This is a genomic window from Iodidimonas sp. SYSU 1G8 (assembly GCF_039655775.1).
Taxonomy (GTDB): domain Bacteria; phylum Pseudomonadota; class Alphaproteobacteria; order SMXS01; family SMXS01; genus RI-34.
Genome location: NZ_JBBYXJ010000001.1, coordinates 2,019,478 through 2,033,221, shown reverse-complemented (window position 1 = coordinate 2,033,221; position 13,744 = coordinate 2,019,478). Strand labels below are relative to the sequence as shown.

Below are 13,744 nucleotides of genomic sequence, written 5' to 3'. Positions count from 1 at the left end.
GCTATTCCTCAATCAAGCGCCCAAATATCGATAATTGCAGGATATCCGGGCCTCTCGGGATCTCCTGCAGGCGCGACCCTACCCAGCCGATCCGCGTACCGCCATACGCATATCGACGTATTGCTGCGTCGCACAAAAAACCGGGATCGTCATGGCGTGTCCTGGCCGTTCCCGGCTTCCAACCAAAACCAACGAATCACAAGAGAGGCATCATGACAGTCGAAAGAGCAGGTCCCTCAGGTCTCGGCGCCGCGCTGCGCAAGACCGCGAAAGCGGCGCTGTTCGCCGCCGTCGCGCTGGCGCCGCTGGCGGCGAACGCCGCCGACAAGGCGAACACGACCGGCCTGGCCGTCACCGACAAGACGGTGAAGGTCGGCATTCTGCATTCCGTCACCGGTACCATGGCCATTTCGGAAACCGGTTCGGTGCAGGCCGAGAAGCTGGCCATCAAGCAGATCAACGACATGGGCGGCGTGCTGGGCCGCAAGATCGAGTTCATCCAGGAAGACGGCGCGTCCGACTGGCCGACCTTCGCCGAAAAAGCCAAGAAGTTGCTGGTCAACGACAAGGTGGCCGCTGTGTTCGGCTGCTGGACGTCGGCCTCGCGCAAGGCCGTGCTGCCGGTGTTCGAGCAGTATAACGGCATGCTCTACTACCCGACCTTCTATGAAGGCCTGGAGCAGTCGCCCAACGTCATCTACACCGGCCAGGAAGCGACCCAGCAGATCATCGCCGGTATCGACTGGGTGGTGAAGACCAAGGGCGCCAAGACCTTCTACCTGCTTGGGTCCGATTACATCTGGCCGCGCACCTCCAACAAGATCGCCCGCAAGCACATCGAGAAGCTGGGCCTGAAGGTGGTGGGCGAGGATTACTATCCGCTGGGCCACACCCAGTTCAACTCGGTCATCAACAAGATGAAGCTGAAGAAGCCGGACGTGATCTACGCGATCGTCGTCGGCGGCTCCAACGTGGCCTTCTACAAGCAGCTGAAGGCGGCCGGCATCGACATGACCAAGGAAAAGCCGATTGTCCTCACCATCTCGGTCACCGAGGATGAAATCCAGGGCATCGGCGGCGAGAACATCGTCGGCGCCTATGCGGTCATGAAGTACTTCCAGAGCCTGGACAACCCGAACAACAAGGCGTTCGTGAAGGCCTTCAAGGATATGTGGGGCAAGGACATCGTCATCGGCGACGTCACCCAGGCCGCCTATCTGGGCCCGTGGATCTGGAAAGCCGCCGTCGAGAAGGCCGGCAGCTTCGATGTGGACGCGACCAAGAAGACGCTGCCGGGCATCGAGATCAAGACCGCGCCGGAAGGCTACGTGAAGGTCCACGAGAATCACCACCTGTGGTCCAAGACCCGCGTCGGCCATGCCCAGCTCGATGGTCAGTACAAGGTTGTCTACGAGACCAAGGATCTGGTCGAGCCCGATCCGTTCCCCAAGGGTTACCAATAATCGCTAGCTAGGGCCGCCCTGCCGGGACTTCCCACGAAGTCCCGGCAGCTGGCCCGAAGGTTACCGACCCATGCTGCAGCCAACCCGCTTTCCCCTGACTACCGCGCCTTTCCGCGCGGCGTGCTTCCCCCTCGGAGGACTCCTCGATGTTTGACGGCTATACGGCGGGCGAACTCGGTTCCATCTTCGCCATGCAGGGCTTCGCCGGCCTGATCCTGTTCTCGGTCTTCGTGCTGATGGCCCTCGGCCTCGCGATCATCTTCGGCCAGATGGGCGTCATCAACATGGCCCATGGCGAGTTCATGATCCTGGGCGCCTATGTCACCTACCTCTGTTCCCACGTCGTGGAGAACTACGCCCCCGCCCTGTTCGGGGTTTACTTTTTCGTGGCCATGATCCTCGCCTTCATCGTGTCGGGAGGACTGGGCATGCTGGTCGAGTGGTCGATGATACGACACCTCTACAAGCGCCCCCTCGATACGCTTCTGGCCACCTGGGGCCTCAGCCTCATCCTGCAGCAGGTCTATCGCTCCACCTTCGGCGCGCGCGAGGTCGGCGTGACCCTGCCCGAGTACCTGATGGGCTCGTTCAACCTGACCGAGAGCATCGAGGTCCCGATCAACGGCGTCTTCGTCATGACCCTGACCCTGCTGATCACGTTCGCCGTCTACCTGATGATGTACCGCTCGTCCTGGGGCAAGCAGGTCCGCGCCGTGATGCAGAACCGCGTCATGGCGGGCGCCGTCGGCATCAACACCGAATGGACCGACCGGCTGACCTTCGGTATCGGCTGCGGCATCGCCGGCGTCGCCGGCAGCGCCTTCACCATGATCGGCTCCACCGGGCCGACGGCGGGCCAGCTCTACATCGTCGATACCTTCCTCGTCGTGGTGTTCGGCGGCGCGGCCAGCCTGCTCGGCACCATCGCCTCGGCCTTCACCATCAGCCAGGCGCAGTCGACGCTGGAGTTCTTCATGTCCGGCTCCATGGCCAAGGTGTTCACGCTCCTGACGGTCGTCGGCATCCTGATGCTGCGCCCGCAAGGCCTGTTCTCCCTCAAAGTCCGCAAGTAGGGGAGCAAATCCATGAAAAGCGTCACGACCATCAAGTCCCGTTTCGCGCTGTTCGACCGCAAGGAACTGATCTCGTTCATCATCCTGGCCGCGCTCATCCTCCTCGTCTTTCCGGCGCTGCTGGACGGTTTCCGGCTCAACCTTGTCGGCAAGTACCTGACCTATGCCTTCGTGGCGATCGGCCTGGTGCTCTGCTGGGGCTATGGCGGCATTCTCAGCCTGGGCCAGGGCGTGTTCTTCGGCCTGGGCGGCTACTGCATGGCCATGTTCCTCAAGCTCGAGGCGTCGACCCCCGAGAACACCGCGATCCAGTCCACGCCCGGCATTCCCGACTTCATGGACTGGAATCAGCTCACCGAGCTGCCCGGCTTCTGGGAACCCTTCCACTCGTTCCCGCTGACCCTGCTGCTCATCATCGTCGTCCCGACCGTCTTCGCCTACATCATCGGCGCCGCCATGTTCAAACGCCGCGTCGGTGGCGTGTATTTCGCCATCATCACCCAGGCCTTCGCGGCCATCCTGACCGTGCTCATCATCGGTCAGCAGGGCTACACCGGCGGCGTCAACGGCATGACCGACCTGCGGACCCTGCTGGGCTGGGACATCCGCACCGACAGCGCCAAGACCATTCTCTACTTCGTCAATGCCGGCCTGTTGCTGGCGGCGCTCGTCGCCTGCCAGTTCGTGCGCAAGTCCAAGGTCGGTCGCCTGCTGGTCGCCATGCGCGACAAGGAAGATCGGGTCCGCTTCTCCGGCTACGACGTGGCCAACTTCAAGATCTTCATCTTCTGCTTCGCCGCGGCCCTGTGCGCCATCGGCGGCGCCATGTTCACCCTGCAGGTCGGCTTCATGTCGCCGTCCTTCGTCGGCATCGTGCCCTCGATCGAGATGGTGATCTTCTGTGCCGTCGGCGGACGTCTGTCCCTGTACGGGGCGGTCTACGGCGCCCTGCTGGTGAACTGGGCGAAGACGTCGCTGTCCGAGAGCTTCCCGGAACTCTGGCTGCTCGCCATGGGCGGCCTGTTCATCGCGGTCGTTCTTGCCTTCCCGAACGGTCTGGCCGGCATCTACGACAGCCTGGTGAACAAGCTCAACAAGCGGAAGGCCAAGGTCCCGGCCAAGCCCGACGTATCCGAGACGACCAGTCCGCCGCCGGCCGCGCCGACGACCGCCGCCACCCCGGCCTCCGGTGATGACCGGCTGCTGTTGGGCAACGGCCTCGTCGGCAAGCCCGCGTCGTAAGGAGAAGCGCCATGAACGCCACAGCCACCCAACAGGACTTCCTGCTCGCGGTCGAGGGTCTGACCGTATCCTTCGACGGGTTCAAGGCGGTCGACGACCTGTCCTTCTACATCGACGAGAACGAAATCCGCGTCATCATCGGCCCGAACGGCGCGGGCAAGACCACCGTGCTCGACCTGATCTGCGGACGGACCAAGGCCACGTCCGGATCGATCAAGTTCCGCGGCAAGGAACTGACCACCATGCGCGAGGACCGGATTGTGCACGCCGGTGTCGGGCGCAAGTTCCAGACACCGTCCATCTACGAGGATCTTTCGGTGTTCGAGAACCTGGAAATCTCGTTCCCGCGCGGCCGGTCGGTCTGGGGCGCGCTGGCCTTCAAGCGGGACAAGCAGGTGATCCAGCGGGTGCAGGAGATCGCCGAGACCATCTTCCTCGAGGATCTGCTGGACCTGAAGGCCGCCTATCTCAGCCACGGCCAGAAGCAGTGGCTGGAGATCGGCATGCTGCTGATCCAGGACCCGGAGCTGCTGATGCTGGACGAGCCGGTCGCCGGCATGAGCGTCAGCGAGCGCAAGAAGACCGCCGAGCTGCTCAACCGGATCATCAAGGACCGGTCGGTGATCGTCATCGAACACGACATGAAGTTCGTCGAGGACATCGCCGACAAGGTGATCGTGCTGCACCAGGGAAAGATTCTGTCCCAGGGGACCATGGACAAGGTCCAGGCCGATCCGAACGTCATCGACGTCTATCTGGGCCACTAGGAGAACCACAATGCTCAACGTATCCGGACTGCATGTGGCCTATGGCGAGAGCGAGGTGCTCCACGGACTCGACTTCGCCGTCCAGCCCAACGAGATCGTCGCCATCATGGGCCGCAACGGCATGGGCAAGACCACGCTCATGAAGTCGCTGATGGGCATCGTTCCCACCAAGAGCGGCACGGTCAGCATCGAGGACAAGAACATCACCGCCATGAAGAGCCACCAGCGGGTGGCGAGCGGCATCGCCTATGTGCCGCAGGGCCGCATGATCTTTTCGACCATGACGGTGCAGGAGAACGTGGAGGTGGGCCTGACGGTCACCGGCGAGCGCCATGTGCCGGGCGATATCTACGAGATGTTCCCGGTGCTGCTTGAAATGCGCAAGCGGCGCGGCGGCAATTTGTCGGGCGGCCAACAACAGCAGCTGGCGATCGCGCGGGCGCTGGCGTCCAAGCCCAAGGTGCTGCTCCTCGACGAGCCCACCGAAGGCATCCAGCCCTCCATCATCCGGGAAATGGGCCGGACGCTGAAACGCATCCGGGACGAACGCGGCCTGTCCATCATCGTCTCCGAACAGGTGCTGAGCTTCGCGCTCGATATCGCCGACCGGGTGCTGGTCATGGAGAACGGCGAGATCGTGCACGAGAACCTGCGCAGCGAAGTCGACGAAGCCAAGGTCGCCAGCTTCCTGTCCGTCTGATCCATCAAGAAACCACATCGCCAAGACGCATCACGCAAGGAGCCATACATGACTGAAACGCTCATCAAGGTCGATCTGAACGACTCCGCCTACAAGAACGACATGATTCACAATCGCTGGCATCCCGACATCCCCATGGTCGCGTGGGTGAAGCCCGGCGACGACTTCATCGTGGAATGCGTCGACTGGACCGGCGGCCAGATCAAGAACAATGACGACGCCTCGGACGTGCGCGACGTCGATCTGTCGCAGGTGCATTTCCTCAGCGGTCCCATCGGCGTCAAGGGCGCCGAGCCGGGCGATCTGCTGGTGGTCGATTTCCTCGACATCGGCGCGTTCTCGGACAGCCTGTGGGGCTTCAACGGCTTCTTCTCGAAGAAGAATGGCGGCGGCTTCCTGACCGAGCATTTCCCCGAGGCCCAGAAGTCGATCTGGGACATCCAGGGCATGTTCACCAAGTCACGGCATATTCCGGGGGTCAATTTCGCCGGCCTGGTGCATCCCGGCCTGATCGGCTGCCTGCCGTCGAAGGACATGCTGAACACCTGGAACACGCGCGAGGCCGCGCTCTACAACACCGAACCCGATCGGGTCCCGGCGCTGGCCACGCTGCCCTACGCCGATACGGCGCATATGGGCCGGATGACCGGCGATGCGGCCAAGGCGGCCGCGGCCGAGGGCGCGCGCACCGTGCCGCCGCGCGAGCATGGTGGCAACTGCGACATCAAGGATCTGTCGCGCGGTGCCAAGGTGTTCTTCCCGGTCTATGTGGATGGCGGCGGCCTCTCCATGGGCGACCTGCACTTCAGCCAGGGCGACGGCGAGATTACCTTCTGCGGCGCCATCGAGATGGCCGGCTGGATCCATCTGCGCGTCAACCTGATCAAGGGCGGCATGGCCAAATACGGGATCAAGAACCCGATCTTCAAGCCCAGCCCGATCACGCCGACCTACAATGACTACCTGATCTTCGAGGGCATCTCGGTCGACGAAGGCGGCAAGCAGCATTATCTCGACGTGCACATCGCCTACCGCCAGGCCTGTCTGAACGCCATCGAATATCTGAAGAAGTTCGGCTATTCGGGCGCCCAGGCCTACGCGATCCTGGGCACCGCGCCGGTGCAGGGCCACATCTCGGGCGTCGTGGACATTCCCAATGCCTGCGCCACCCTGTGGCTGCCGACCGAGATCTTCGAGTTCTCGATCCAGCCGGGCGCCGATGGCCCGACCATCTACGACACCAAGGGCATCGACGTGCCGCTGGCGCCGGACCTCTGAGGAGCCATTCATGCCGACTTATGGATATATCTGCCCCGATTGCGGACCGTTCGAGCGCTTCCGGCCCATGGCCGAAAGCGCCGAGCCCTCGGATTGCCCGGGCTGCGGCACGACCGCGCCCCGGGTGATCCTGACCGCTCCGCGGATGGCCATGATGGACGCCGGCGCCCGCAAGGCGCATGCGACCAACGAGAAGGCGTCGCACGCGCCCGACTTCTCGACCAAGGACTCCCGCAGCTCCGGCGGACACGGGGCGGGCTGTTCCTGCTGCTCCAGCAGCAAGAAGCCCAGCCGCGCCGTCTATACCGCCGATGGCAGCAAGACATTTCCTTCCGCCCGGCCGTGGATGATTTCCCACTAGGCTGGACGGCGAGCTACACGAGGGACCAACTCCGGGCCTTACCTCCCGGTCCGGAACCGGTTGGCGGCGTGGGCGACGACCGCCGCTCGTGATGGGAAAGACGTGGCCGGTGTCGCGGGGCGTTGCCGCGGCGACGGGCCACGTCTGACCCGTCGTGACCGATTATTCTCCACCAGAACGACGGGATCACCGCGCCCGACCGGCGCGGTGATTTTTGGTGTGTGCGGCGCAAAAGACACAGCCCGCCGTGTCCCCCGCGCAACGCATGGCGCCCTGTCAGAAACGCAGGTCGGGAAGCGGAAGTGGTTGCGAAAGCAACGATCCCGCCTGCCCGCGGCATCTGATTACCAACAAGTAATCATCTGATTTTAAAAGGTAAAAATTAAAGGTGCCCAGTGAATTCCGGCGCATCGTCCCACGTTTCGGCAGCGTCTCGTGCATCCAAAAGTGCATCCTGAGTGCCGATGCCTACGTCATTCTGCGTATTGGTGCATCGCACAATATGACCGGATCGTTACAGGCGCGCCGCGGCCTGGTCATGGCTCTCCCCAGTCGGACTGCCTGCCGCGGAAACGCCAATATCGGCATGGCCTCAGCATGCCTCAACGAGAAAGGGAGTCCCCGGATGCCTATCAAGAAGACCCTGAAAACCGGTCTGCTCGCCGTTGCCGGCGCGGCAGCGATGCTCGTGAGCACCGCCCCGGCCCACGCCGGCTACAAGATGGAAATCGATGACACCAAGTGGGTGAGCATCGGCGCCGGCGTGCGCACCTCGTTCAACGCCATCGAGGACGGCGCGCCCGACGGTTCGTGGTCCACCAATTTCGACCTGGACAGCGCCCGTTTGTACCTGAACGGCCAGGTCCACAAGTGGATCAAGCTCGAGTTCAACACGGAAATCGACGGCGACGACGACATCCACATCATGGATGCCATCGTGAAGTTCGAATTCAACGATTACTTCAACGTCTGGGCCGGCCGCTTCCTGCCGCCGTCCGATCGCGCCAACCTCAGTGGCCCGTATTACGCCAATGTCTGGGGCTTCCCCATGGTGCAGGGCTATCCGGCCATCTTCGCCGGCCGCGACAATGGTCTCGCCATCTGGGGCCAGACCGGCGGCGGCAAGTTCAAGTGGCAGGTCGGCGTGTTCGAAGGCTGCAGCAGCGGCAAGAATTCCTGCTCCAAATCCGGCGATGTCTTTCCGACCAAGTCCTATTCCAGCGATTCGCCCCTCTTCGCCGCCCGGCTGGTCTACAACTTCCTGGATCCGGAACCCGGTTACTACAATTCCAGCACCTATTACGGCACCAAGGACATCCTGGCCGTCGGCCTGACCTTCATGCACCAGGCGAAGGCCACCGGCGATACCCTGCTCTGGGGCGACTACACCGCCTGGAGCGTCGACGTGCTGTTCGAGAAGCCGGTCGGCAATGGCGGCGCGATCAGCTTGGAAGGCGCCTACTACAATTATGACGCCGACGGTCTCGACACCACGCTGATCGATGGCGAAGGCTTCTTCGTCCAGGGTGCCTACCTGTTCCCCGGCAAGATCGGCTTCGGCCAGTTCCAGCCGGTCATCCGCTATCAGCAGCTCGATCGGGACGACGCCATTCCCGACAGCAAGAAATGGGATGGCGGTCTCAACTACATCATCGACGGTCACAACGCCCGCCTGTCGATCATGTACGGCCACGAGGACCGCAAGATCGGTCCGTCCATCGACTCCATCGTGGTCGGCGTCCAGCTCCAGATTTAACAACCTGCATTGACAAGGGAGGTCTTAGCAATGCTCACCAATCATGTCTTCACCCAGGGGCTCAGGTCGGCGGCGAAGCCGGCCAAGGCCCTCCTGGCGGCGGGAGTGATCGCCGCCACCGTCCTCGGCTCGACCGCCGCCCATGCGGCCGAGACCATCAAGGTCGGTATCCTGCACTCGCTGTCGGGTACCATGGCGATCAGCGAGACGACGCTCAAGGACGTCATGCTCATGCTGATCGAGGAGCAGAACAAGAAGGGCGGTCTGCTCGGCAAGAAGCTGGAAGCGGTGGTCGTCGACCCCGCGTCCGACTGGCCTTTGTTCGCGGAAAAGGCCCGCGAACTGCTGGCCCAGCAGAAGGTGGCGGCGGTGTTCGGTTGCTGGACCTCCGTATCGCGTAAATCGGTGCTTCCCGTGTTCGAGGAGCTGAACGGCATCCTGTTCTATCCGGTGCAGTACGAAGGCGAGGAGTCCTCGCGCAACGTGTTCTACACCGGCGCCGCGCCGAACCAGCAGGCGATCCCGGCCGTCGACTACCTGATGAAGGAAGAAGGCGTGAAGCGCTGGGTGCTGGCCGGCACCGACTACGTCTATCCGCGCACGACCAACAAGATCCTCGAGACCTATCTGAAGTCCAAGGGCGTCAAGGCCGAGGACATCATGATCAACTACACGCCGTTCGGTCATGCCGACTGGCAGTCGATCGTGGCGGACGTGAAGAAGTTCGGCTCGGCCGGCAAGAAGACGGCGGTGGTCTCGACCATCAACGGCGACGCCAACGTGCCGTTCTACAAGGAACTGGCCAACCAGGGCATCTCCGCCGAAGACATCCCGGTCGTCGCGTTCTCGGTCGGCGAGGAAGAACTGGCGGGCATCGACACCAAGCCGCTGGTCGGCCACCTCGCGGCATGGAACTACTTCATGTCAGAGAACAACAAGGCCAATGCCGACTTCATCAAGAAGTGGCAGGCCTATATCAAGAACCCCAAGCGCGTGACCAACGATCCCATGGAAGCCCATTTCATCGGCTTCAACATGTGGGTGAAGGCGGTCGAGAAGGCGGGGTCCACCGATCCGGACAAGGTCATCGACGCCCTGATCGGCGTGTCGGTGCCGAACCTGACCGGCGGCTATTCCGCCATGATGCCGAACCATCACATCACCAAGCCGGTCCTGATCGGCGAGATCCAGGCCGACGGTCAGTTCGAGACCGTGCTGAAGACGCCGGGCCTGATCGTGGGTGACGAATGGTCGGATTTCCTGCCCGACTCCAAGGACCTGATCTCGGATTGGCGCAAGCCGCTCAATTGCGGCAACTACAACGTCAAGACCGGCAAGTGCGGCGGCAAGTCCAAGTAGGACGCTGACCGCTTCTCATCGCCAGGGCGTTTCGCCAGGCGGCGCGTTCGCAGGAACCGCCGCCTGGTTCCCGTCCCGGCGGGCCGAGAATTATTGTGCAGCGCAACAAGAAAAATGCTGCAACGCAAACAAGCCGCGTTACACTCGAAAGACATTAGGGGGAGTCGTCGCCCATGCGATTTCTGATCTGTCTCCTCGCCCTGCTGGCCGTGTGCGGCCGGGGCGATCCCGCCCGAGCCCAGGAGGGTGATCTGGCCTCGGCGGTCAGCGGTTTCGCCGCCGGCGGCTATGGCGATACGGTCGACGCGATCGGCGCCGTGGCCGCCACCCGCGACGAGCGGGCGGTCATCATTCTCCGTGCTCTCGAGGCCGGCACGCTTCAGGTGGTCACGGAGGACAGCCGCGTCGTCATCGCCGCCGGCGACGGCGAGGCACTGGAGGCCGTCGACGCGGCCACCGGCGAAGCCGCCGGCACGTTCGAGCCCTATGCGCTGGAGAAGGTGAAGCTCAACAACCGCGTGCGCCGGGCGCTGCGGTCGGCGATCGGCTCGCTCACCCTGTTCAGCAAGAGCGCCTCGATCCGCATCGAGGCCGCCGACAGCGTGTTCAAGAGCCGCGATCCGGAGATGGCCGAGCTGCTGGCCGAGGCCATCGCCAAGGAAGAGGATGGCGCCGTCAAACGGGCGCTGCTGCAGGCGCAGGCCGCCTCGACCCTGGTGAGCGATGCCGCCGACGAGGAGAAGATCAAGGCCGTCGAGCTGGTGCGCGAGCGCGGCAATCGCGACGCGCTCACCCTTTTGACCCAGATCGAGGGCGAGTCGGAAGGCGCGCTCAAGGCGGCGGCGTTCGAGGCGCGCCAGAAGCTGGAAGCGAGGCTCGATCTTCTGGGCATGGTCGAGAATGTCTGGCACGGCATCTCGCTGGGCTCGGTGCTGCTGCTGGCGGCGATCGGCCTCGCCATCACCTTCGGCGTCATGGGCGTCATCAACATGGCCCATGGCGAACTGGTCATGCTCGGCGCCTACACGACCTTCGTGGTGCAGCAGATCTTTCGTGCCCACTTCCCCGGCGCCTTCGACTATTCGCTGGTGGTGGCGCTGCCCGCCGCCTTCCTCGTCGCCGGCGCCGTCGGCGTCGCCATCGAGCGCGGCGTGATCCGGTTTCTCTATGGCCGCCCGCTCGAGACGCTGCTGGCGACCTGGGGCATCAGCCTGATCCTGCAACAGACCATCCGCACCATTTTCGGCCCGTCGAACGTGGAAGTGGGCGCGCCGACCTGGATGAGCGGCGCGGTGGAGATCACCGCCGGGCTGCCGCTGACGCTGAACCGGATCTGGATCGTCGTCTTCGCCATGGTGGTCTTCGCGGTGCTCACGGTGGTCATCAAGAAGAGCACCTTCGGACTGCAGATGCGCGCCGTGACCCAGAACCGGCGCATGGCCAATTCGGTCGGCATCCGCTCCAACTGGGTCGATGCCATGACCTTCGGCCTCGGCTCGGGCGTGGCGGGCATCGCCGGCGTGGCGCTCAGCCAGATCAGCAATGTCAGCCCCAATCTGGGTCAGACCTTCATCATCGATTCGTTCCTCGTGGTCGTGTTCGGCGGCGTCGGCAATCTGTGGGGCACGCTGGTCGGCGCGCTCTCGCTGGGCATCGCCAACAAGTTCATGGAGCCGATCGCGGGCGCGGTGCTGGCGAAGATCTTCATCCTGATCGCGGTGATCCTGTTCATCCAGCGCCGTCCGCGCGGGCTTTTCGCCCAGCGCGGCCGCGCGGTCGACAATTAGGAGACGGCCGATGACCGCCGGACCTTTCACCACCCGCCTGATGCAGCTCGACAGGCCGAGCCGCATCTTCCTCGGCATCGTGCTCGCGGCGACCATCCTGGTGCCGCTGCTCAATCTGCTGACGCCGCCGGACTCGTTCTTCCATGTGCCGACCTATGTGGTCAGCCTGCTCGGCAAGTACCTGTCCTTCGCCATCCTGGCCCTGTCCGTCGACCTGATCTGGGGCTTTTGCGGCATTCTCAGCCTGGGGCATGGCGCGTTCTTTGCCCTGGGCGGCTACGCCATGGGCATGTACCTGATGCGCCAGATCGGCGACCGGGGCATGTACGCCAATCCCGAACTGCCCGATTTCATGGTGTTCCTGAACTGGCAGGAGCTGCCCTGGTACTGGCAGGGCTTCGACAGCTTTCCCTTCGCCATGCTGATGGTGATCCTGGCGCCGGGGATACTGGCCTTCGTCTTCGGCTGGTTCGCCTTCCGCTCGCGAGTCACGGGCGTCTATCTGTCCATCATCAGCCAGGCGATGACCTTCGCCCTGCTGCTGGCCTTTTTCCGCAACGACATGGGCTTCGGCGGCAATAATGGCCTGACCGACTTCAAGGACATCCTCGGCTTCAACCTGCAGGCCGACGGCACCCGGGCGGCGCTGTTCGCGGCGACGGGCATCGCGCTGATCCTGGCCTTCCTGCTGTGCCGGCTGATCGTCACGTCCAAGCTGGGCCGGGTGCTGGTCGGCATCCGCGACGCCGAGAGCCGCGTGCGGTTCCTCGGCTACCGGGTCGAGCACTACAAGCTGTTCGTGTTCGTGGTCTCGGCGGTCATGGCGGGTATCGCCGGGGCGCTCTACGTGCCGCAGGTCGGCATCATCAATCCCAGCGAATTCTCGCCGGCCAATTCCATCGAGATCGTGATCTGGGTGGCGCTGGGCGGACGCGGCACGCTGTACGGCGCGGCGCTGGGCGCGGTGCTGGTCAATTTCGGCAAGACGTTCTTGACCGGCGCCATTCCCGAATTGTGGCTGTTCGCCCTCGGCGCCCTGTTCGTGCTCACCACCCTGTTTCTGCCCAAGGGCGTGGTCGGCGGTCTCGGTAAGGGCGGCGCGGCGATCCTGTCGCGCCTCAGGCCGCCCGTGAAGGAGCCTGATCCGCCGCCCGCCGCCAGGCTGGAGGGCCAGCCATGAGCGAGGAGGTGGAAGACGTCATCGACGCCATCGAGGCGGCCAAGCCGGCGCTCTACATGAACGGCGTGTCGGTCAGCTTCGACGGCTTCAAGGCGCTGAACAATCTCAGCATGGTGATCGACGCGGGCGAAATGCGCGCGGTGATCGGTCCCAACGGCGCGGGCAAGACCACCATGATGGACGTGATCACCGGCAAGACGCGGCCCGACAGCGGCGAGGTCGCGTTCCACGGCGACATCGACCTGACCCGGCTGGACGAGGCGCAGATCGCCAATCTCGGCATCGGCCGCAAGTTCCAGAAGCCCTCCGTGTTCGAGAGTCACACGGTCTGGGACAATCTGGAGTTGGCCATGAAGGCCAAGCGCGGTCCGTTCGCCACCCTGTTCGCGCGCACCTCGCCGGAACAGCGCGACCGGATCGACGAGATGCTGCGCACGGTGGACCTGCTCGACCGCCGCGCCGAGCTGGCCGGCGCGCTGTCGCACGGCCAGAAGCAATGGCTGGAGATCGGCATGCTGCTGATGCAGGAGCCGACCCTGCTGCTGGTCGACGAACCGGTGGCCGGCATGACCGACGCCGAAACCGAGCAGACCGCCACTTTGCTGCGCGAGATCGCCAGGACCCGGTCGGTCATGGTCGTCGAACACGACATGGTGTTCGTCGAGGCGCTGGGGGTGAAGGTGACGGTGCTGCATGAAGGATCGGTGCTGGCCGAAGGCCCGCTCGATTTCGTCCGCAACGACCAGCAGGTCATCGACGTCTATCTGGGACGCTAGTC

At 63.7% G+C, this 13,744-nt stretch carries 12 protein-coding genes; all 12 read left to right on the top strand.

Annotated features, from left to right (window positions below; translation table 11 throughout):
- Nucleotides 1-212: 212 nt before the first annotated feature.
- The gene (gene urtA, locus WJU17_RS09630) at nucleotides 213-1,463 is read left to right on the top strand and encodes an urea ABC transporter substrate-binding protein (RefSeq protein ID WP_346327109.1); all 1,251 of its coding nucleotides are present in this window, start codon (nucleotides 213-215) and stop codon (nucleotides 1,461-1,463) included.
- Nucleotides 1,464-1,609: 146 nt separating this feature from the next.
- A complete protein-coding gene (gene urtB / locus WJU17_RS09625) occupies nucleotides 1,610-2,536 on the top strand; it encodes an urea ABC transporter permease subunit UrtB (protein WP_346327108.1) in 927 nt (308 codons plus the stop codon).
- Nucleotides 2,537-2,548: 12 nt separating this feature from the next.
- Nucleotides 2,549-3,778, top strand: coding sequence for an urea ABC transporter permease subunit UrtC (urtC, locus tag WJU17_RS09620; protein ID WP_346327107.1), 1,230 nt, complete (start codon nucleotides 2,549-2,551; stop codon nucleotides 3,776-3,778).
- An 11-nt stretch (nucleotides 3,779-3,789) separates the two neighbouring features.
- On the top strand, nucleotides 3,790-4,545 hold the full coding sequence (urtD, locus tag WJU17_RS09615) for an urea ABC transporter ATP-binding protein UrtD (protein ID WP_346327106.1): 756 nt from the start codon (nucleotides 3,790-3,792) through the stop codon (nucleotides 4,543-4,545).
- 10 nt (nucleotides 4,546-4,555) lie between these two features.
- Complete coding sequence (gene urtE, locus WJU17_RS09610) at nucleotides 4,556-5,245, top strand: urea ABC transporter ATP-binding subunit UrtE (protein ID WP_346327105.1); 690 nt, start codon at nucleotides 4,556-4,558, stop codon at nucleotides 5,243-5,245.
- Nucleotides 5,246-5,293: 48 nt separating this feature from the next.
- The gene (fmdA, locus tag WJU17_RS09605; RefSeq protein ID WP_346327104.1) at nucleotides 5,294-6,523 is read left to right on the top strand and encodes a formamidase; all 1,230 of its coding nucleotides are present in this window, start codon (nucleotides 5,294-5,296) and stop codon (nucleotides 6,521-6,523) included.
- Between the two features lie 10 nt (nucleotides 6,524-6,533).
- Nucleotides 6,534-6,884 (top strand): zinc ribbon domain-containing protein, encoded by a 351-nt coding sequence (locus WJU17_RS09600; RefSeq protein WP_346327103.1) that lies wholly within the window; start codon nucleotides 6,534-6,536, stop codon nucleotides 6,882-6,884.
- Nucleotides 6,885-7,509: 625 nt separating this feature from the next.
- Nucleotides 7,510-8,640, top strand: a complete 1,131-nt coding sequence (locus WJU17_RS09595) for a porin (protein WP_346327102.1) — start codon at nucleotides 7,510-7,512, stop codon at nucleotides 8,638-8,640.
- 30 nt (nucleotides 8,641-8,670) lie between these two features.
- Nucleotides 8,671-9,999, top strand: a complete 1,329-nt coding sequence (gene urtA / locus WJU17_RS09590; RefSeq protein WP_346327101.1) for an urea ABC transporter substrate-binding protein — start codon at nucleotides 8,671-8,673, stop codon at nucleotides 9,997-9,999.
- 173 nt (nucleotides 10,000-10,172) lie between these two features.
- On the top strand, nucleotides 10,173-11,786 hold the full coding sequence (urtB, locus tag WJU17_RS09585) for an urea ABC transporter permease subunit UrtB (RefSeq protein ID WP_346327100.1): 1,614 nt from the start codon (nucleotides 10,173-10,175) through the stop codon (nucleotides 11,784-11,786).
- Nucleotides 11,787-11,796: 10 nt separating this feature from the next.
- On the top strand, nucleotides 11,797-12,966 hold the full coding sequence (gene urtC / locus WJU17_RS09580; protein ID WP_346327099.1) for an urea ABC transporter permease subunit UrtC: 1,170 nt from the start codon (nucleotides 11,797-11,799) through the stop codon (nucleotides 12,964-12,966).
- Nucleotides 12,963-13,742 (top strand): urea ABC transporter ATP-binding protein UrtD, encoded by a 780-nt coding sequence (urtD, locus tag WJU17_RS09575; protein WP_346327098.1) that lies wholly within the window; start codon nucleotides 12,963-12,965, stop codon nucleotides 13,740-13,742. Before urtC (WJU17_RS09580) ends, urtD (WJU17_RS09575) begins: the two co-directional genes overlap by 4 nt.
- Nucleotides 13,743-13,744 lie beyond the last annotated feature (2 nt).